Here is a 19,730-nt window from a genome sequence, read left to right as displayed (position 1 = left end):
ACCCTCGCGGGGCGATCGCACCCGACCCGCGTGCCGGCTCGCGCGGGCGCGGACGCGCGCCGCGCGCGAGGCCCGTGGTGACGGGACGGGGCGGTCGACCTGCGACCATGGAGGTGGTCGTTCCCGGCCGCGACCGGGGCGTCCACGACCGTCCACCTCCGAGCCTGGAGATCTGGCAGACCCATGTCGGACAGCACGAATCCCACCCCCACCACGCCGGCCGTCGAGGTCAAGGGCGAGCAGGACTGGCAGCAGGAGCTGACGCCCGAGCAGTACGCCGTGCTGCGTCAGTGCGGCACGGAGCCGGCGTTCTCCGGCAAGTACTGGGACACGAAGGACGACGGCACGTACCGCTGCGCCGCGTGCGGCAACGAGCTCTTCGCGAGCGACACGAAGTTCGACTCCGGCACGGGCTGGCCGAGCTTCACGGATCCGGTCATGGCGGAGAACGTGAGCCTCCACGAGGATCGCGCCTACGGGATGGTCCGCATCGAGTGCAAGTGCGCCAAGTGCGGCGGCCACCTCGGCCACGTCTTCCCCGACGGCCCCGGTCCCGGCGGCCAGCGCTGGTGCATCAACTCCGCCGCGCTGGACCTCGACACGCAGGCCGCCCCGAAGGGCTGAGCCCCGCTCCGGCGCGCCGCCCGGTCGGCGCGCCGTACGCCGCACACCGTAGGCTCTCGCCCCGTGAGTCCCGTGCGTGTGTCTCCCGGGGGCTCCGCGCGCCCGCGCGGAGCCCTCTTCCCCCTCGTCCGTCGCCTCCTGGCCGTCGCTCTCGCGACGGCCTGGTGCGGACTCGTCGTCGCCTTGGCCGTCCCGCACGCCCGAGCGCACGACGCGCCCATGCCGGGGTCGGCCCGCCACGGCCTGCTCGTCGCCGAGCCGTGGGCGATGCAGCACTGGGCGCCGTTCGACGAGGACGAGCTCGCCCGGGAGCTGCGGCTCGCCCCCGGCCAGCTCGAGGCCTTCCTCTACAACGACCACCACACGATCGCCCAGCTCGCGCGGGACCGCGGAGTGGGCGTCGAGACGCTCGTCCGGCGTCTCACGGCGTGGGCCGCCGACGCGCCCCGCGCGCGGCGGATCGAGATGGAGCGCCGCACGCGGCTGATGCTCGTGAGCGGGCACCTCGCCCAGCACGTGCTGTTCCACGTCTTCCACGGCGCCGGTGTCGAGTCGATCGTCATCCGGACGTCCGGCGTGCGGCGGGGGCACTACGACGCCCTGCGGACCCGGGGCTGGAGTGCCCACAGGATCGTGACCCGCGTCCGGGCGGACCCGGCCGCCGTGCTCGCGGCCGTCGGCCTCCGGATCGAGGAGAACCGGGTCGCCGGCGTCGCGACGCTCTCGACGCCCGCGACCCAGGCCGCGCGCCTCGCCGAGCGCCAGTCGCGGCTGCTGCCCTGCTGGTTCTCGCGCCCGCGCCAGGTGCTGGACGATGCCGCTCCCTACGGCCGCATGTACCTGCGTCACCGACCGGGCCACACGAGCACCGACGTCCCGGTGACCCGCGCGCGTCAGGCGGCGGAGGACCGCCGCATCGCGCGCGGCCTCCGGGGCCGACCGGCGAGCTGCTGGAGCCTGCCGGCCCGGTTCCGCGGCGACCCGGGCGCCCCGCTGTCCCGTCGCACGCTGCGTCGCCTCGGGGGCGTGCCCACCGGCTTCCACGGGCGGACGAACGACGGCGGCGCGCACCACCACCACGACATGTAGTGCCGCCCCCGCGGGACGGCCAGGCGAGCCCGGCGCGGGTAGCGGCCCGCCGGGACGGCGGTTCCCGTGCGTCGCGGCGACGCCGAGCCCCTGAGCCCGCTCAGGCCGCGCTGCGGAGCTCCTCCGCGTGGCGGCGGGCGCCCTCGTCGCCGTCCTCGCCACCCAGCATCCGGACGAGCTCGCCGACGACCTCCGGGTCGTCCAGGCGGCGCACGACCGTGCGGGCCGGCTCGCGGTCCGTGTCCTTCTCGATCGCGAAGTGGCGGTCGGCCAGCGCAGCGATCTGCGGAAGGTGGGTGATGCAGAGGACCTGGCCGTCCTGGCCCAGGGTCCGCAGCTGCTCCCCGACGGCCCGGCCCGTCTGACCGCCGACGCCGGCGTCGATCTCGTCGAAGACCTGGGTGGCCTCCGTGCCCGAGCCCGCGACGGCCAGCAGCGCCAGCATCACGCGGGAGAGCTCGCCGCCCGAGGCGGCGTCACGCACCGGGGCGGCCGGCACACCCGGGTTCGGCGCCAGGATGAACTCGCAGTGGTCGGCGCCGGTGGGCCCGGGCTCCCGCGCCTCGAGACGCACCTCGAGCCGTGCCGCGGGCATCGCCAGGTTCGCCAGGCGCTCCACCACGGCCTTGGCCAGGGCGGGCGCGGCCTTCGCGCGCGTCTTCGTGAGCTGCCCGGCGAGCTTCTCCCGACGGGCGGCGGCCTCGGCCATGTCGGCCTGCGCCGCGGCGGTCGCGCCCTCGACGTCCTCGAGCTCGGCCAGCCGGTGCCGGCAGTGCTCGGCGTGGTCGAGGACCGCGGCGACGGAGCCGCCGTGCTTGCGCTCGAGCCGCGAGATCGCCTGCAGCCGCTCCTCGATGCGCTCGAGCTCGGCGGGGTCGGCGTCGAGGCGCTCGAGGTGGCGGGCCAGCTCGGCCGCGAGATCGTCGGCCTCGATCCGCAGGGAGCTCATCCGCGCGGCGAGCACGTCGAGCTCCGGGTCGACCCCGGCGACGGCGTCGAGCGCGCCCTCCCCCGCGGCCAGGCCCGCGCCGGCGCCGCCGTCGTCGGAGCCCACGGCCTGGCTGGCCACGAACGCCGCACCACGCAGCGCCTCCACGTGCCGGAGCCGCTCGCGGGCGGCCATGAGCTCCTCCTGCTCCTCCACGGCCGGATCGACCTCGTCGATCTCCTGCAGCTCGAAGCGCAGGAGGTCGAGCTCGCGCTCGCGGGCACCGGCGGCCTCGCGCAGCTCGTCGAGCCGGCGGCGGGCGTCGCGCTCGGCCGCGTGGGCGGAGGCGTGCGCGTCTCGACGGTCGAGGTGACCGGCCTTCTGCGCCTCGCAGAACCCGTCGAGCAGGCCGAGCTGCGCCGCCGGGGAGAGCAGGCGACGCGCCTCGTGCTGGCCGTGGAAGGCCAGGAGCACGGCGCCGACCTCGCGCAGGTCCGCGGCGGTGGCGGAGCGGCCGCCGACGAACGCGCGTGAGCGGCCCTCGGCGGTCACCTTGCGCGCCAGGACGAGCTCCTCGGCGTCCGCGGGCAGGCGCTCGGCGATCTCGGCCGGGAGGCCCTCCGGGATGGAGAAGACCCCTTCGACCCACGCCTCCGGGGCGCCGGGGCGCACGATGCCCGTCCGCGGCTTCGCGCCCAGCAGCAGGTCCAGGGCGTGGGCCAGCACGGTCTTGCCCGCACCGGTCTCGCCCGTGACGACGTTCAGTCCGGGGACCAGGTCCAGCTCCGCCCGTTCGATGAGGAGGAGGTTCTCGACGCGCAGCTCGAGGAGCACGAACACAGGTTCGCACCGCCCGCGGACGGATCGCCGGGCGGGGTCGTACCGGAGCAGGACCGGCACGGTTCGCGCGCACGCCGTAGCCGGGACGGCACGACCGTCGCGGGGCGTGGGGAGCCGCGGCGTGCCGCGGCGGGGACCGGGTCCGCCGCCCCCGGGCCCAGCGCGGCCCCGGGCGGGCCTCAGCCCGCGAGGCGGCCGAACTTCTCCCGCAGGCGGCGGTAGAAGCTCGCGCCGGCCTCCTGGGCCAGCAGCGCGGCCTCGCGGCGGAAGTGGACGCGCAGCGAGGCGCCGGCGGGGAGCTCGCCCCGCGGGCGACCGTCGACGCCGAGCTCCACGGGGTCCGTCGAGCCGTTGTGGACCTCGAGCTCCCCGTCGGGCGAGACGACGAGCGCGCGCGCCGAGAGGGTGTGCGGGGCGATGAACGAGACCGCGAAGCCCTCGACGCCCCAGGCGAGCACCGGTCCGCCGTTGGCGAGGTTGTAGCCCGTGGATCCCGCCGGGGTCGCGACCACCAGGCCGTCGCAGCGCACGTGGCCCGCGTTCTCCCCGTCGATCCGGTAGCGCAGGGAGGCCACGCGGTCGCCGGAGCGGCGGTTCACGCTCACGTCGTTGATCGCGGAGTACGAGGCGCCGTCGGGCAACGTGATCTCGAGCGCCGGCAGGCCGAGGACCTCGAAGTCGCCGGCGAACGCACGGCGCAGACCCGCCTCCTGGTCCTCCGGGTCGACGGTGGCGAGGAACCCGATCTCGCCCAGGTTCACCGCGTAGACGGGCACGCCCGTCCAGATCTGCCGGCGCAGGCCCTTGAGGATCGTGCCGTCGCCGCCGAGGACGATGCAGACGTCGCAGTCGCTCTTGTAGCGATCGGAGACCACGATGCCGTCGCGCGAGCGCACGTCGTGCTTCCCCGCCTCCTCGGCGTCGAAGTGCAGCTCCGTCCCCGTCTCGCCCGCGACCTTGAGGAGCGCCCGGAGGGCGTCGGCCGACTGGGCCGGGCGGCCGTGGGTGAGCACCGCGGCGGTACGCGCCCGGCGGTCCCCGCCGCTCATGCCTGCTCCTCCGGCTCGGCGGCGAGCGCGAGGGCGTCGAGATCGTCGACGCCCACCCGCCCGGCCTCGGCCAGGTGCAGGAACGTCTCGCGGTTGCCCTTCGGGCCGGGCAGGCCCGAGCTCGCGGCGGCGATGACCGACCACCCGACGTCCCGCGCGGCGCCGGCGACGGTGCGGACGGCCTCGCGCCGCAGGGACGCCTCGCGGACCACGCCGCCGCGTCCCACGCGGCCCTTGCCGAGCTCGAACTGCGGCTTGACCATGAGCAGCGCGTCGAACTCGGGGGCGACGACGCCCGCAAGCGCCGGCAGCAGCTTCGTGAGGGAGATGAAGGAGACGTCGGCCACGACGAGGTCGGGCGCGAAGGGCAGCAGGTCGGGCGTGAGCTCGCGGGCGTTCTGGCGCTCGATCACGGTGACGCGCTCGTCGTTGCGGACGGACCACGCGAGCTCGCCGTACGCGACGTCCACGGCGGCGACCGCCACGGCACCGCGTTGCAGCAGGCAGTCCGTGAACCCGCCCGTCGACGCGCCGATGTCGAGGCCGTGGCGGCCCGTGACGTCGATGCCGAGGCCGTCCAGCGCGTTCTCGAGCTTCGTGCCGCCGCGCGAGACGTACTTCGCGGCCTGGGCGGTCTGCACCTCGACGTCGCCGTCGACCTGCAGCCCGGGCTTGAGCGGCCGGGCGTGCGGGTTGGCCCCCGGTCCGCCGAGCTGCACGGCGCCCGCGAGCACCGCGGCGGCGGCCGCCGAGCGCGACGGGTAGAGCCCGCGCTGGTGCAGGAGCGTGTCGAGGCGGACCTTGGTCATGCGGGCCACACCGTACCGACTGGGCCCGGCCCGGCCCGCCGAGGCGCGCCGGGGGCGCCTCGTGCAGGCGCCCCTACGGCCGCGGGTGGCGGGCTAGGCGCGGACGGGCAGATCGACGCCGAGCGCGGCGCCGATGCGGCCGGCGACGTCCTTGCCCGTGTAGCCGACCTCGGCGTGCAGGAGATTGGGCGCGCCGTGGGTGACGTAGCGGTCGGGCATGCCGACGCGCAGGATCCGGCAGGCACCCCAGTCCACGCCGTGCTCCTCGCCGGCCTCCCAGACCGCGGAGCCGAAGCCGCCCTGCAGCACGCCTTCCTCGACGGTGACCAGCAGCTCGTGGTGCGCCGCCAGATCGCGGACGAGCTCCACGTCGATCGGCTTGGCGTAGCGGGCGTCGGCGACGGTCGCCTCGATGCCCGACTCGTGCAGAAGCGCGGCGGCCTCGAGGCCGATCCCGACGCCGGAGCCGTAGCCCAGGATCGCGACGCGGTCGCCCTGGCGCAGGACCTCGCCGCGGCCGATCGGGAGCACGGAGGCGGCACCTGGCAGCGGCACGCCCTGGCCCTCGCCGCGCGGGTAGCGCAGGGCAAAGGGGCCGGGGTGGTCGATGCCGGTGTGCAGCAGGTGCACGAGCTGCGCCTCGTCGCGGGGCGCCGCCAGCACGATGTTGGGCAGGTGCCGCAGGTAGGCGATGTCGAAGACGCCGTGGTGCGTCGGGCCGTCGTCGCCGACGAGGCCGGCGCGGTCCATCGCGAGGACGACATCAAGCCCTTGCAGGCAGACGTCGTGGACGATCTGGTCGTACGCCCGCTGGAGGAACGTGGAGTAGATCGCCGCGACCGGCTTCAGGCCCTCGAGGGCAAGACCGGACGCGAACAGCAGCGCCTGCTGCTCGGCGATCCCGACGTCGAAGTAGTGCTCGGGCTCCGCGACCTGCAGGAGGTTCAGGCCCGTCCCGGTGTTCATCGCGGCCGTGATGCCGACGACGCGGCGGTCGCGGCGGACCTCCTCGATCATCCGCTCGCCGAAGACCTGGGTGTAGGCCGGCGGCTTCGGCGGCGCGTCGGGGTCGACGGCGACCTTCGGCGCGGGCGCGCGGGCGACGATGGAGCCGGGCTTGGCGGCGTGCCACTTCTCCATGCCCTCCAGCCCGCCCTCCTCGGCGGGCGCGAAGCCCTTGCCCTTGATCGTCTTGACGTGGACGACGACGGGCCGGTCGGCCTTGAACGCCTGGCGCAGCGCGGTGCGCAGGTCCGCGACGTCGTGGCCGTCGACGACGCCGACGTAGGCCCAGTCCAGCGACTCCCAGAGCTCGCCCTGGGCGTTCAGGAGCTTCATGGAGCCCTTGATCGTCGGGCCGACGCGCTCGACGAGGCCGCCGAGGCCGGCGGGGAGGTCCGTGAGGCGCTCCTCGACCTTCTCGCGGCCGTGCCAGAGCTTGGGGTGCAGGCGGACGCCCTGGAAGTAGCGGGAGAGCGCGCCGACGTTCGGCGAGATCGACATCCCGTTGTCGTTCAGGATCACCACGAGCGGGGTGCCGAGGCCGCCGGCCTGGTGGGCGGCCTCGAAGGCGACGCCACCCGTCATGGAGCCGTCGCCGATGACCGCGACGACCTTGCCGGGCTTCTCCGCGCCGTCCGAGTTGGCCTCGCGCAGCCGCATGCCCTCGCGCAGGCCGACGCCGTAGCCGATCGACGTGGACGCGTGGCCCGCGCCCATGATGTCGTGCTCGGACTCCTCGATGGAGCAGAACGGGGTCATCCCGCCGTACTTGCGGATCGTGGGCAGCTCGTCCCGGCGACCCGTGAGGATCTTGTGCGGGTAGGACTGGTGCCCGACGTCCCAGAGGATCTTGTCGTGGGGGGAGTCGAGCAGCGAGTGCAGCGCGACGGCGATCTCGCACGTGCCGAGGTTGGCGCCGAAGTGCCCACCGATCTCGCCGACCGTGTCGATGATGTGCTCGCGCACCTCCTGCGCGACGCGCTGCAGCTCCTCCTCGGAGAGGCCGTGCAGGTCCTGCGGGCGGTCGATGCGATCCAGCAGCCGGGTCACGGTGTCAGTTCGTCCTCGTGTGGATGAAGGCGGTGAGGGTGTGGAGATCCTCCGCCCCTGACGGTACGGCGGAACGGAGGGCCGTGGATGCGGCGTCGTGGTGGCGCGACGCCATCTCGCGCGCCCCCTCCAGACCGTACTCGGTCACGTACGTGCGCTTGCCGTGACGTTCGTCCGACCCCTGCGGCTTGCCGAGCGCCTGGTCCGTGCCCGTCACGTCGAGGATGTCGTCGACGATCTGGAAGAGCACGCCGAGGTCGGCCGCGAAGGCCCGCAGCGCGTCGGCGCGGTCGTCGTCGACCCCGGCGAGCTGCAGCACGCAGCCGACGGACGCGCCGATCAGCCGGCCCGTCTTGAGCTCGTGCAGCACGCGCAGGTCGTCCGCCGTGCGGTCGTCGTCCGCGGGCGGCTCGCCGTCGACGCCCTCGAGCGCCTTCTCCGCGGTCACGTCGAGGTACTGCCCACCGACCATGCCGTCGACGCCCGTGGCGTCGGCGAGCTCGGCGGCGGCGCGCAGCAGGCGGTTCGCAGGCAGGCCCTCGCGGGTGCCGGCCGTCAGGAGGTGGTGGAACGCCTCGGCGTAGAGCGCGTCGCCCGCCAGGATCGCGACGTCCTCGCCGTAGGCCACGTGGCACGTCGGACGGCCACGGCGCAGGTCGTCGTCGTCCATCGCGGGGAGGTCGTCGTGGATGAGCGAGTAGGTGTGGATGAGCTCGATGGCCGCCGCCAGGGGCAGGGCCGCACGCTCCTCCACGCCCAGCGCTCGCGCGGTCGCGAGGGCGAGCACCGGACGGATGCGCTTGCCGCCGGCCAGCAGGGAGTAGCGCATGGCCTCCTCCAGCCCGCCCACCGCGGGGCTGCGCGCGGGGAACCGCAGCTCGGCGAGGTAGGCGTCGACGGTCGACCGCAGGTCGTCCGGGTAGCCGGCGGGGCTCATCGGCCGCCGCTCTCGCGCACGAGGCGGTCGAAGGTGCCGCCCGCGTCCGCGGCGATCTGGGCGACCTGCTCGGCCGCGACGACCTGGTCGTCGGGCTCCGCTCCCTCGTCCGCCACCCGTCCGAGCGCGTGCTCGAGGCGGGCGATCTGGATCTGCAGGTCGCGGTCGGCGTGCGGGTCGCTCACCCCTCCAGTGTGCAGGATCGGCCCGGGGTCCGGCGGAGTCGTGATGCGTCCGGTGGACACGCCGGTGCCCCGCGGCGCCGCGAGCCCCAGGGGCTCGAGACCCGGGCGCCCGTCCTCCTCAGGAGCGGCCGAGGCCGCGCTCTTCGAGGATCGCGTTGAGGATGCCGTTGACGAACTTCGGCGCGTCGGCGTCGCAGAACGTCTTCGCGGTGTCGACGGCCTGCGAGATCGCGCCCTCGGGCGGGATCGGCTTGTCGGCCGGGACGACGTCGGGGTGCAGCATCTCGAGCAGCGCCACGCGCATGATGGAGCGCTCGAGCGGGTTGATGCGATCGATGCTCCAGCCCTTGGCGTGCTTGCCGATGAGCTCGTCGAACTCGGCCTGGTGGTCCGTCGTGGCGTGCGCCAGCGAGCGGGTGAAGAGCGCGGCGTCGCGCTCGAAGAGGTCGTGGAGCGGCCGTCCGGTCAGGTCGTGCTGGTAGACGGTGAAGACGGCTTCGCGCCGCTGGTCGCTCCTGCGGGACATGTCGTCCGCCCTACGCGCGGGACATGTAGTCGCCGGACTCCGTCTGGACCTTCACGCGGTCGCCGATGTTGACGAACAGCGGGACGCGGATCTCGGCGCCGGTCTCGAGCGTCGCCGGCTTGTCGCCGCCGCCCGACGCGGTGTCGCCACGGAGGCCGGGCTCGGTGAACGTGACCTCGAGCTCCACGGAGGAGGGCAGCTGCACGTCGGAGGGCTGATCGTCGATGAAGAGGATCTGGACCTCGTCGTTCGCGCGGACGAAGCGCAGCGCGGAGCGCACGGAGTCCAGCGGGACCTCGAGCTGCTCGTAGGACTGGGTGTCCATGAAGTGGGCGCTCGTGCCGTCCTCGTAGAGGTACTGCATGGTGCGCGCCTCGGTGTGCACCGAGCGGAACTTCTCCCCCGCGCGGAACGTCTTGTCGATGACGTTGCCGTCGCTGGCGCGGCGGAGCTTGGAACGGACGAACGCCGCGCCCTTGCCCGGCTTGACGTGCTGGGTCTCCAGGACCTTGAAGACGACGCCGTCGACCTCGATGTGATTGCCGTTCTTGAGCTGGTTCGTGGAGATCATGCGCGATCCCAGTGTACGACCGGTGGGGCTCGCGCGTCGGTCACGGCGCACGCAACGCCGCGCGTGGGGCGCCGCGGGGAGCTACTGCGCGCCGGTGAGCACGTCGACGAGCCCCGGGAACCGGTCCTCGAGGTCGTCGCGCCGGAGCGACACGTAGCGCAGCGTCCCCTCCTGGCGGGTGCGCGTGACGCCGGCCTCGCGCAGCAGCCGCAGGTGGTACGAGCCCGTCGACTTCGGCAGACCCAGGGCTTCGCCGAGCGGGCCGCAGAGCATCTCCCGGCCGTCCGCGAGCATGCGCACGATGCTCAGGCGCAGCGGATCCCCGACCGTCCGCAGGATCTGCGACAGGTCCAGCGCCTCCTTCGGCGGGTGCCGGATCGTCTCGCGGGCGGGGACGACGACGGGCGCGGCCCGAGGCGCGTCGACGGGCGGGGCGCCGGTGCTCGGGGGGACGGCCATGGCCTTATGCTACGACACCGGTTGTTCCAAGACTTTGGAACTTCGGAACCCCACCGCCGACGGACCGCACCGCCATGACCCCCGCCCCCGCCGCCCCTCGTGACCGGCGCACCCTGCCGCCGACGGCGGCCTACTGGCTCGTCGCTGCGGTCATCGGCCTGGCGCTCTTCGCGTCGGTGACGCCCTCCCCGATCTACGCGCTGTACCGCGAGGAGTGGGGGTTCTCGTCGTTCGTCCTCACCGCCGTCTTCGCCGTCTACGCGTTCGGCGTCCTGGCGGCGTTGCTCGTGGCGGGACGGATCTCGGACGACGTCGGCCGGCGCCCCGTCCTCGTCGGCGCGCTCTCCGTCCTGCTCTTCTCGACCGTCCTCTTCCTGCTCGCGACCTCCGTCGTGTGGCTCTTCGTCGCCCGCCTGCTGCAGGGGCTCGCCACCGGCGTGGCGTTGGGCTCGGCCGGGGCCGCGCTGCTGGACCTGCACCCCCGCCGCGACAGCCACGGGGCCGGGCTCGCCAACGGCATCGGCAGCTCGGTCGGCATGGGGTGCGGCGCCTTCCTGTCGTCCGTCCTCGTCCAGTACGCGCCCCTGCCGCAGCGCACGCCCTACGTCGTCCTGCTCGTCATCTTCGCGATCCTGCTGACCGGCGCGATCCTGATGCCCGAGCCCGTGACGGCGCGCCGCCGGCTCTCGTTGCGGTTCCAGAAGCCGCACGTCCCGCGCGAGATCCGGGGCGTCTTCCTGCTCTCGGCCCTCGGGGTCCTGGCGTCGTGGTCCATCGGCGGGCTCTTCATGTCGCTCGGACCGCAGCTCGCCGCGATCGAGCTGCACACGGACAACCGGGTCGCGGGCGGGATCACGCTGCTCGCGCTCAGCGGCGCCGGCGCCGTCTCGCAGATCCTGTTCCAGCGCACCGTGCCGTGGAAGCTCACGGCCGTCGGCTCCCTGTTCCTCGCCATCGGGATGGCGACCGTCGTGGGCGCGCTCTCCCTCGACTCCGCCCCCGCGTTCCTCGCTGCGACCGTGCTGACGGGGCTCGGCTGGGGCGGGGCGTACCTCGGGGCGTTGCGGTCCCTGACCGCGGTCATCCCACCGCTGCACCGGGCGGAGACGATGTCGGCCTTCTACCTCGTCGCCTACAGCTCGCTCTCCGTGCCGGCGCTCGCCGCCGGCGTCGTCGTCTCCTCCTGGGGCCTGCTGCCGACGTTCCGGGTCTTCGGCGCGCTCGTCGTGCTCATGGCCCTGGTCGTGGCGGCCGGTGCCCTCCGCACGCGGCCGGCGACGGCGCCCGGGGCCGGGGACGCCGTCCCCGCCGCGGACTGAGGCGGCGCACGACGCGGCCCGTCGGTCACACCGCGTGGCCGTCGTGCGTTCTCCCGGTGTGACCAGGACACTGCCCTTCACCAGGACGGGGCCATGACGTGGCGTTGACCGGCGACGACATCTCCCGGCTCTACGCCGCCCACGCCCCCGAGCTGCTGCGCTACTTCGCCCGGCGGACGCTGAGCCCGGAGGTGGCCGTCGACCTCGTGGCGGAGACGTTCGCTCGGGCCTTCGAGCGCCGTGCGGACCTGCACGGCGACGAGGCGCCCGGAGCAGCACGCGCGTGGCTGTTCACGGTCGCCCGGCGGCTGCTGCTCGACGGCCTCCGCCGCGGCGGCGCGGAGCAGGCGGCGGTCCGGCGCCTCGACGTCACGCGGCGCCCGCTCGACGACGACGAGTACGACCGCGTCGAACGGCTCGCGACGACCTCGCTCCTGCGTGGGCAGGTCGCCGAACGCCTCGCCACCCTGCCCGACGACCAGCGCGTCGCCCTCCGCCTGCGCGTGGTCGACGAGCACGACTACGCCACGATCGCCCGCACGCTCGGCGTGACGGAGCAGGTCGTCCGCGCCCGCGTCTCCCGCGGCCTGCGCACCCTCCGCGACCACCTCCTCCCCCAGGACACGCCCGAGCATGTCTGACCAGCACGACCTCCTCGACCTGCCGATCCTCGACGAGCTCGGCGCCGAGATGGCCCGGGCGTTCCGGGCGGCGGAGGCCGACGGGACACGCGGCGTCCGGCCCACGGGCGCGCGTCGCCGGGCAGTGCGCCGGGTCGGTCCGCCCGTCGCTGCGCTGATCACCGCCCTCGCGGTCGGCGCTGCCGTCGTCGTCGCCCCGTGGTCCGGGTCCGGTGGCCTCGGCCCGTCGGAGGCCACCGCCGCGGGCGTCCTGACCCGTGCGGCCGCCGTCGCCCGGGCCGAGGGGGCCACCCGGCTGCCCCGGGCGGAGCAGTTCGCCTACACGGACGAGCTCACGGTCCACGGCGTCTACGACGCGGTCGCCTCAGGTGCCTCCGCGCGACGGTCCGCGTTCTTCCAGCTCAAGCGGACGCGCAGGTGGCAGAGCGCCGCGCGACGTGGGGTCGCGACGCAGCGGACGCTGGACGAGACCCGCCCGGGCGCCCTGCCGCCGACGCTCACGGTGGACCCGGGCGAGCTGCGCGCCGACGGTCGCCCTCCGACGGCCACGCAGACCGTTCCGGGTGACCGGCTCGCGGACGGGAGCATCCGGACCCCGCTGGGACGCACGAAGACGTCCCTGGGCGGCGAGGAGCTGAGCCCCGCCGAGCTCCGGGACTACCCGACGCAGCCCGCCGCGATCGTGCGACGACTGCGACGGGCGACCGCCGGTCAGGGGCGCTCCCCGAACGGCGAGCTGTGGGTGGCCATCAACGACGCGCTGCGCGGCGCTCCGCTGCCCGGGCCGCTGACCGCGGGCCTCTACCGCGCGCTGGCCACGCTTCCCGGGGTGACGCTCGACGCCCCCGGCACGGATCGTCTCGGTCGCCGGGTGACCCGCCTGAGCTACCAGGAGCCCGGAACGTGGGAGCGCCAGGTTCTGCTCCTCGACGCTCGCACCTACCGGCGGCTCGGTGAGCAGACGGTCGTCGCCTCGGCGCCCGGCCCCGTCCCCCCGGGCGTGCCGCCGAAGCGGACCACCGTCGACCGCACCACCACCGTCCTGCAGGGCGACGACCCGCGGCCGGGGTTCCCCCCGGGGACCGTGCTGTACGAGACGCTCGTTCTCCGTTCCGGGGTGGCGGACCGGGTCGGGGGCCCGCTCGTCCGACGGTGAGGACGCGAACGTCCGCGGACGGGCCCGGTCGGTGGGCCCGCCCGCCGTCGGCCCGCCGGCCGGGCCCTCAGCTCACCTCGATGAGGTCCTTCGAGACGCTCGTGTAGACGTCGGTGCCGTCCTCCGTCACCGCGGCGAGGTCCTCGATGCGGACGCCGAGGCGGCCCGGGACGTAGATGCCCGGCTCGACCGTGACGATCTCGCCCGCGCGGAGGGTGCCCTGGCCGCGCGGGCTCAGGGTCGGGGCCTCGTGGACCTCGAGGCCCACGCCGTGGCCGAGGCCGTGGCCGAAGTGGTCGCCGTGACCGCCCGTCGCGATGATGCCGCGCGCGACGGCGTCGACCCCGCGGGCCTCCGCGCCGGCGCGGACCGCGGCGAGGGACTGCTTCTGGGCGTCGAGCACGAGCGCGTAGACGCCGCGGGCCTCGTCGTCGACGGTTCCGGTGGCGACGGTGCGGGTGCAGTCGGAGCAGTAGCCGTCGAGCACGCAGCCCCAGTCGACCGTGAGCAGCACGCCCGCCGGGATGACCTCGTCCCGCGGCATCGCGTGCGGCAGGGCGCCGGCCGCGCCGGCCGCGATGATGGGATCGAACGAGCTCCCGGACGCCCCGAGCTCGCGCATGCGGGTCTCGAGTCGCAGCCCGACCTCCTTCTCCGTGCGGCCGACGACGCCGCCTTCGAGGATGACCTCGACGAACGCGGCGTCGGCGAGCTCCACGGCCGCCCGGATTGCGGCGAGCTCGTCGGCGTCCTTCACGGCGCGCAGCCCGGCGACGAGCCCCTGGGCGGGCACGAGCTCCTGGCCGATCTCGACCGCGTTCTTCAGCCGGCGGTGGGCCGCGACGGTGAGCTGCGCGTCGTCGAACCCGACGCGCTTGACCCCGTGCGGGAGGTGCGCGGCGAGGCCGGCGCCGCCGAGGTCGCGGCCGCCGTCGATCCGCTGCCACGGGTCGGGGACCTGCTCCTTCGCCTGCGTGATGTACCGGAAGTCCGTGACGAAGCGGCGGATCGGCTCGCCGTCGCTGTCCTGGCCGACGATCACGACGGCGTTCGAGCCCGTGAAGCCGGTCAGCCAGCGGATGTCGTGCAGGTTCGTGACGACGAGGGCGTCGAGCTTCTTGTCCTTCAGGAGCGCCGCCAGGCGGTCGCCGCGGGTGCTGGTGTCGGTGGTGCTCATACGGGGCTGGGGGGCTCGTTTCCGATGTTGCCGTCGATCTCGTTCGTCGACGTCGTGACGTTCAGCCGGTCGTCCAGGGGATCGTGATCCTCGGACTCCGGGTCGGTGATCTGCGGGGTCTCCGGGCTCGAGAGGTTCTCCTCCGTGCGCGTGCCCGTGGCCGGGACGCGGGCGGGGGCGACCTCGAGCAGGTGCGCGTGCAGGGTGGAGAGCGCGTCGTGGTAGCCGTCGGGGCCCTTGCCCGCGACGACGTCGAGGCAGAGGCCCTCGAAGACGGAGGTGCGCCGGAACGCCTCGCGCTCGTGAACCGCCGAGAGGTGGACCTCGACCGTCGGCACCTTCGCGATCTCGAGCGCGTCGCGCAGCGCCCAGGAGTAGTGCGTCCACGCGCCGGCGTTGATGATGATGCCGTCGACCAGGCCCTCGGCCCGGTGCAGGTACTCCACGAGCGCGCCCTCGTGGTTGGTCTGGAAGAACCGGGGCGTGAGGTCGAACTCCGTCGCCCACTCGTCGATCTGCCGCTCGAGCTCGCGGAACGTGAGCCCGCCGTAGTGCTTCGGATCCCGGCGGCCGAGCTGATCGAGGTTGACGCCGTGGACCACGGCGACACGGAAGCGGCGCATCCCGTGATCCTCGCACGGCACGGACGCGGGCCGCTCGCACGCGGACGACCGCCTGGACGCACGGGGGCCCCGCACTGCGTGCGGGGCCCCTCAGCCCGCGAGCTCGGCGATGGCGCCGCGGACATCCTTCGCCGCGAGCTGCTGCCCGTAGCGCACGTCGCCCGGCTCGCGGACGACGACGAAGGGGACGGGCGCGGAGCCCAGGCGCTTCTTGTCGCGCGTCGTCGCCTCCTGGACGACGTCGACGTCGATCGCGGGGTCCATCGTCGTCGGCAGGCCGGCGTTGTTCAGGAGCGCCGCGACCTGGTCCCGCAGCGCGTCCTGGCCCGAGAGGCGCAGCGCGGCCAGCAGGCCCAGGCCGACGGCCTCGCCGTGGCGGTAGCGGCGGTAGTCCGTCACCGTCTCGATCGCGTGACCGACGGTGTGGCCGAGGTTCAGGACCTGGCGCCGGCCGCCGTCGCGCTCGTCGTCCGCGACGACCTGCAGCTTCGTGCGGGCGCAGCGCATGACGGTCAGCGGGTCGACGGGTGCGCCCGAGGCGACGTGCTCCCAGAGCGCGCCGCCGGCGATGAGCGCCGTCTTGACGACCTCGGCGTAGCCCGCGGCGAGCTCCTCGCGGGGCAGCGTCTCGAGCACGTCGGGGTCGACCATCACCGCGGCGGGCTGGTGGTAGGCGCCGACGTAGTTCTTCGCGGAGGGCAGGTCGACGCCGGTCTTGCCGCCGTAGGCCGAGTCGACCTGGGCGACGAGCGTCGTGGGCACCTGCACGACGGGGATTCCGCGCTGGAACGTCGAGGCGACGAAGCCCGCCAGGTCGCCCACGACCCCGCCGCCGACCGCGACGACGTGGTCCGCCCGCGTCGCGCCCTGGGCGATCAGGGCGCCCCACACGCGCTCGCAGGTGGCGAGCGTCTTGTGCTCCTCGCCCGGGGGGAACTCGATCAGTCCCGCCAGTCCGGGCAGGCGGCCGGCGTGGTGCTCGGCGACGTGCTCGTCCGTGATCGCGATCCGCCGCGAGCTGTCGGGCAGCGGCCACGGCGGCAGGTCGCGGAGCAGCCCGGGCCGGAACCAGACGGGGTAGCCGCCCGAGTCCGTGTGGGCCCACAGCAGCTGCGCGCCGCGAGCGTCGCGGGCGGACCGGATGACGGGGATCGCCGGCTTGAGCAGCTGCCGGTCGACCTCGGGCAGGATCACGTCGGCGACCTGCTCGTAGATCGCCTGGCGCTCGTGGTAGCGCGCCTCGAACGCCTCCCGGTCCTTCGCGAGCGGGCGGCTCGAGCGCTTGGCCCGCCGCCACGCCGTCGGCAGGCTCACGTGCAGCAGCACGACGGTGTGCTCGCGCAGGGCCTCGCGGACCTTCTCCGAGGCGAGCGTCCCGCCGCCCAGCGAGACGACCGCGCCGTCGGCGGCGTCGAGGACCTCGAGGGTGATGCGCTCCTCGATCTCGCGGAACGCGGCCTCGCCGTGGCGGCCGAAGTACTGCGGGATCGTCATCCCGACGTCCTTCTCGATCCGCTTGTCCGTGTCGATGGTCCGGGCGCGCAGGGCGCTGGCGATCATCCGGGCGCCGGTCGTCTTGCCGGCCCCCATGAACCCGATGAGGACGATGGCGGGGGTGCGTGCCATGGGAGCGTGCGCGGTGGCCCGGCGGGCTACCGGGTCCAGCCGATGCGCTGCTCGTACGCGGCGACGGCGGCCTTGACGTCGTCGATGTGGTCGCCGCCGAACTTCTCGCGGTACGCCGAGGCGAGGACCATGGCGATCATGGCCTCGCCGACGACGCCGGCGGCGGGGACGACGCAGTTGTCCGTGCGCTCGCGGAGCGCCTTGGCGGGCTCGCCCGTCGAGAGGTCGACCGAGCGCAGCGGCTTCGTGATCGTCGGGATCGGCTTGACGGCGGCGCGGACGGTGAGCGTCTGCCCGGTCGTCATGCCGCCCTCGAGGCCGCCGGCGTGGTGCGTGCGGCGGCGGACGGCGCCCGTGGGCTCGTCGCCCTCGGCCACGTCGTCGTGCCCGAAGATCTCGTCCTGCGCCAGCGAGCCGGGGGTCTCGGCGAGCTTGAAGCCGTCGCCGAACTCCACCCCCTTGTGCGCCTGGATGGAGCAGATCGCCTGGGCCAGGCGGCCGTCGAGGCGCTCCTGCCAGGAGACGTGCGAGCCGATCCCCGGGTGCAGCCCGAAGGTCAGGACCTCGTAGCAACCGCCGATGGACTCGTTGGCCTTCCGCTGCACCGTGATGTGCTGGACCATCGCCTTCGAGGTCGCGGCGTCGAGCGTGCGGACCGGGTCGTCGTCGATGCCCTCGAAATCGGCCAGGGTCAGCGGTGCCGCGGGCACCGGGGCGTGGACCGGACCGATCTGGGTCACGTGCGAGCGGATCTCGACGCCGAGCGCGCGCAGGAACGCCTTGGCGAGCGTGCCCCCGGCGACGCGGGCGGCCGTCTCGCGGGCCGAGGCGCGCTCGAGGATGTTGCGGACGTCGTCGTGGCCGTACTTCCAGGCACCGACCATGTCGGCGTGCCCGGGGCGCGGCATGTGGACGGGCGGGACCTCGGCCTCGACCGGCCAGGGGTTCATCCGCTCCTCCCAGTTCTGGTAGTCGCGGTTGACGACCCAGAGGGCGACGGGGCCGCCGAGCGTGCGGCCGTGGCGCACGCCGGAGCGGACCTCGGCCGTGTCCGTCTCGATCTTCATGCGGCCGCCGCGGCCGAAGCCGAGCTGGCGGCGCGCCATGTCGCGGTTCATCGCGTCGCGGTCGAGCTCGAGCCCGGCCGGTAGCCCCTCCACCAGGGCGGTGAGGCCCGGGCCGTGAGATTCGCCTGCAGTGGAGAGGGTCAGGGCCATGGCGGCGGATTCTACGGGCCGGACCCGCGAGGGCCCGGCCCGGGTCAGAACGCCGCGAGGTACCCGTCCACCACCGGCTGGCCGGCCAGGAGCGCGACGACGCCGCCGAGCGCGAGGTACGGCCCGAACGGGATCGTGGCGCGGCGGGCCCGACCGACGCCGGCGCGGACGGCTAGGACGACCCCGGCGAGCACGCCGGTGAGCAGGGCCACGAGCATCGCGACGGCGGCGGGAGGACCCAGGCACAGCCCGAGCACCCCGGCGAGCTTGACGTCGCCCATCCCCATGCCGTCCGGCCGGACGAGCGCCGGGACGAGCAGGAACAGCGCGGCGCCGGCGCCCGAGGCGAGCCGGCCGGGCTCGCCGGCCGGGTCCAGCAGCGTGCCCACACCGATCGCCGCGACGGCCGCGGGAAGCGTGACCGCGTTCGGGATCCGGCGCTCGCGCAGGTCGACGACCGTGATGGGCACGAGCGCCGCGACGAGGACGACGCCCAGGACGACCTCCACGTCGAGGGCGAGGGCGAGCAGGAGACCGGCCGCGAGGCCGGCGAGTGCGGTGAGGGTGAGGAGCATCGGGGGCGCGGCCGGGGACGGGAGCCCGACGCTACGCAGCGGCCCGTGCCCCGTGGCCGGCGCGCTGTGCCGATCCCGTTCCGATCCGCGCCCGGAGCCCGCACCGGCGGGCACCGCGGCCGGGCGCCCCACGCCCCGCCTCAGACGACGAGCTCGCCGTGCTCCCAGCCGAACCCGCGGCCCACGAGGTGGTCGCGCAGCGTCTTCAGCGCCAGGTCCTTCCCCTTCGCCTCGAGCATGATGTCGACGTCCTGCCGACCCAGCGGCCCGCGGAGCAGCTCCTCGAACCCGATCGGGTCGACCGTGTCGGCGTGCGCCCGCAGCTGCGGAACGACCGGGCTGCGCTCGATCCGGCGGCCGACCTTCCGCTCCTTCTCCCCCAGCGCGGTGCGCGGCGAGGAGTAGTGGATCTTGGGCCGCACGCCCGCCGGCCAGGTGCCCATCGCGACCCCGAGCGCGTCGCCGACCGTCAGGCCCTCCGGGTCGTAGCAGTGGTGGTGCAGCACGTCGAAGACGATCGGCCGGCCGATCTCCTGCGCCAGAGGCAGCACGTCGACCACCCCGAAGGAGCGGTCGTCGTTCTCGATCACGAGCCGTCGCCGGGCGGTCTCCGAGAGCAGGCCGAAGCCCTCGGCGAACCGCTCGCGCGCGGCCTCCTTCCCCCCGGCGCCGCCGCCGACGTGGAGGATCACCACGGCCTCGGGACCCAGGCCCATCGCGTCGAACAACGCGCCCTGGACCTCGAGCTCCGCCGCCGCGGCCCGCTGGGTGTCGGGGTTCTCCGAGTTCAGGACCGTGTACTGCCCGGGATGGGACGAGAGCCGCACGCCGAGGTCGCGCGCCCGCGCGCCGACGGCCGCGAGCTCCTCGGCACACTCGGACACCTGGTCGTGGAACTCCGGGTGGTCGGGGAACGTCGCGTAGGGCGCCAGCTGCGTCGGCAGGCGGTACATGCGCACGTCGTCGCGCTCGAGGCGGTCGAGGATCGCGCCGAACATCTCGAGCGAGTGGCGCAGGTGCGGGCCGGACTGCCAGCGGCGGGTGTCGTGCGACGGCAGCCCGCCGTCGCCGAGCACCTTGACGGCGAAGCCCAGCCGGTGACGGCTCACCGCTTCCTGAGCTGCTTCCCGGACTTCAGCGCCTTCTTGCCGTCCTTCGTCTTGACGAGGTAGGCCGGGTTCTCCTTCGTCGCGTTGCGGGTGATCTTCTTGCCCTTGATCTTCTTCGTCACCTTCTCGGTGAACCGCTCGACGACCTTGCCCTTCGCCTCGTTGCCCCCGAACTTCCAGGAGACCTTGTCGCCCTTCTTGCGCTTCTTGGCCATGCC

Annotated in this window: 21 protein-coding genes; 5 read left to right on the top strand and 16 right to left on the bottom strand. The window is 74.4% G+C overall.

What is annotated here, in order from left to right; genetic code table 11:
* Positions 1-183: 183 nt before the first annotated feature.
* Positions 184-624 carry a peptide-methionine (R)-S-oxide reductase MsrB gene (msrB, locus tag F593_RS0110250; RefSeq protein WP_022928662.1) on the top strand — a complete coding sequence of 147 codons (441 nt, stop codon included), beginning with the start codon at positions 184-186 and terminating at the stop codon, positions 622-624.
* A gap of 63 nt (positions 625-687) precedes the next feature.
* A complete protein-coding gene (locus F593_RS0110245) occupies positions 688-1,713 on the top strand; it encodes a hypothetical protein (protein WP_157251716.1) in 1,026 nt (341 codons plus the stop codon).
* Between the two features lie 100 nt (positions 1,714-1,813).
* Here the strand turns inward: F593_RS0110245 and recN are convergent, their stop codons facing one another.
* The 9 genes from recN to F593_RS0110200 form a co-directional block, all read right to left on the bottom strand.
* Complete coding sequence (gene recN / locus F593_RS0110240) at positions 1,814-3,475, bottom strand: DNA repair protein RecN (RefSeq protein WP_028721589.1); 1,662 nt, start codon at positions 3,473-3,475, stop codon at positions 1,814-1,816.
* Between the two features lie 185 nt (positions 3,476-3,660).
* Positions 3,661-4,530, bottom strand: coding sequence for an NAD(+)/NADH kinase (locus F593_RS0110235; RefSeq protein WP_022928659.1), 870 nt, complete (start codon positions 4,528-4,530; stop codon positions 3,661-3,663).
* Positions 4,527-5,339 (bottom strand): TlyA family RNA methyltransferase, encoded by an 813-nt coding sequence (locus tag F593_RS24140; protein ID WP_022928658.1) that lies wholly within the window; start codon positions 5,337-5,339, stop codon positions 4,527-4,529. The genes F593_RS0110235 and F593_RS24140 overlap by 4 nt, the downstream gene beginning before the upstream one ends.
* 93 nt (positions 5,340-5,432) lie before the next feature.
* Complete coding sequence (dxs, locus tag F593_RS0110225; protein WP_022928657.1) at positions 5,433-7,391, bottom strand: 1-deoxy-D-xylulose-5-phosphate synthase; 1,959 nt, start codon at positions 7,389-7,391, stop codon at positions 5,433-5,435.
* 4 nt (positions 7,392-7,395) lie between these two features.
* Positions 7,396-8,328, bottom strand: coding sequence for a polyprenyl synthetase family protein (locus F593_RS0110220; RefSeq protein WP_022928656.1), 933 nt, complete (start codon positions 8,326-8,328; stop codon positions 7,396-7,398).
* Entirely contained in the window at positions 8,325-8,513 is a 189-nt protein-coding gene (locus F593_RS0110215) for a hypothetical protein (protein WP_022928655.1), read from the bottom strand. The genes F593_RS0110220 and F593_RS0110215 overlap by 4 nt, the downstream gene beginning before the upstream one ends.
* Before the next feature lie 118 nt (positions 8,514-8,631).
* Complete coding sequence (locus F593_RS0110210) at positions 8,632-9,039, bottom strand: transcription antitermination protein NusB (protein ID WP_022928654.1); 408 nt, start codon at positions 9,037-9,039, stop codon at positions 8,632-8,634.
* Between the two features lie 10 nt (positions 9,040-9,049).
* On the bottom strand, positions 9,050-9,610 hold the full coding sequence (efp, locus tag F593_RS0110205; protein ID WP_022928653.1) for an elongation factor P: 561 nt from the start codon (positions 9,608-9,610) through the stop codon (positions 9,050-9,052).
* A gap of 81 nt (positions 9,611-9,691) precedes the next feature.
* Entirely contained in the window at positions 9,692-10,069 is a 378-nt protein-coding gene (locus F593_RS0110200) for an ArsR/SmtB family transcription factor (RefSeq protein WP_022928652.1), read from the bottom strand.
* A gap of 74 nt (positions 10,070-10,143) precedes the next feature.
* Between F593_RS0110200 and F593_RS0110195 the strand changes: the two genes are divergently transcribed.
* From F593_RS0110195 to F593_RS0110185, 3 genes are all read left to right on the top strand, one after another.
* Positions 10,144-11,388, top strand: a complete 1,245-nt coding sequence (locus F593_RS0110195) for an MFS transporter (protein ID WP_022928651.1) — start codon at positions 10,144-10,146, stop codon at positions 11,386-11,388.
* A gap of 98 nt (positions 11,389-11,486) precedes the next feature.
* Complete coding sequence (locus F593_RS24135) at positions 11,487-12,029, top strand: RNA polymerase sigma factor (protein WP_022928650.1); 543 nt, start codon at positions 11,487-11,489, stop codon at positions 12,027-12,029.
* Positions 12,022-13,185 carry a CU044_5270 family protein gene (locus F593_RS0110185; protein ID WP_022928649.1) on the top strand — a complete coding sequence of 388 codons (1,164 nt, stop codon included), beginning with the start codon at positions 12,022-12,024 and terminating at the stop codon, positions 13,183-13,185. The genes F593_RS24135 and F593_RS0110185 overlap by 8 nt, the downstream gene beginning before the upstream one ends.
* Before the next feature lie 67 nt (positions 13,186-13,252).
* Here the strand turns inward: F593_RS0110185 and F593_RS0110180 are convergent, their stop codons facing one another.
* The 7 genes from F593_RS0110180 to F593_RS0110150 all read right to left on the bottom strand — a co-directional run bounded on the left by F593_RS0110180 (position 13,253) and on the right by F593_RS0110150 (position 19,727).
* On the bottom strand, positions 13,253-14,362 hold the full coding sequence (locus F593_RS0110180; RefSeq protein WP_022928648.1) for a M24 family metallopeptidase: 1,110 nt from the start codon (positions 14,360-14,362) through the stop codon (positions 13,253-13,255).
* Positions 14,359-14,985 (bottom strand): type II 3-dehydroquinate dehydratase, encoded by a 627-nt coding sequence (locus tag F593_RS24130; RefSeq protein ID WP_022928647.1) that lies wholly within the window; start codon positions 14,983-14,985, stop codon positions 14,359-14,361. The genes F593_RS0110180 and F593_RS24130 overlap by 4 nt, the downstream gene beginning before the upstream one ends.
* 90 nt (positions 14,986-15,075) lie before the next feature.
* Positions 15,076-16,611, bottom strand: a complete 1,536-nt coding sequence (locus tag F593_RS0110170) for a bifunctional shikimate kinase/3-dehydroquinate synthase (protein WP_022928646.1) — start codon at positions 16,609-16,611, stop codon at positions 15,076-15,078.
* 26 nt (positions 16,612-16,637) lie between these two features.
* Positions 16,638-17,828, bottom strand: a complete 1,191-nt coding sequence (gene aroC / locus F593_RS24125; RefSeq protein WP_022928645.1) for a chorismate synthase — start codon at positions 17,826-17,828, stop codon at positions 16,638-16,640.
* 44 nt (positions 17,829-17,872) lie between these two features.
* Positions 17,873-18,403, bottom strand: a complete 531-nt coding sequence (locus tag F593_RS24120) for a prepilin peptidase (protein WP_022928644.1) — start codon at positions 18,401-18,403, stop codon at positions 17,873-17,875.
* A gap of 140 nt (positions 18,404-18,543) precedes the next feature.
* Positions 18,544-19,512, bottom strand: coding sequence for a UV DNA damage repair endonuclease UvsE (uvsE, locus tag F593_RS24115; RefSeq protein ID WP_022928643.1), 969 nt, complete (start codon positions 19,510-19,512; stop codon positions 18,544-18,546).
* Positions 19,509-19,727, bottom strand: coding sequence for a hypervirulence associated TUDOR domain-containing protein (locus F593_RS0110150; protein WP_022928642.1), 219 nt, complete (start codon positions 19,725-19,727; stop codon positions 19,509-19,511). Before F593_RS0110150 ends, uvsE begins: the two co-directional genes overlap by 4 nt.
* Positions 19,728-19,730 lie beyond the last annotated feature (3 nt).

Origin of the sequence: Patulibacter americanus DSM 16676, assembly GCF_000420025.1 — a bacterium.
Classification (GTDB): Bacteria; Actinomycetota; Thermoleophilia; order Solirubrobacterales; family Solirubrobacteraceae; genus Patulibacter; species Patulibacter americanus.
This window is presented reverse-complemented; position numbering and strand designations above follow the sequence as displayed.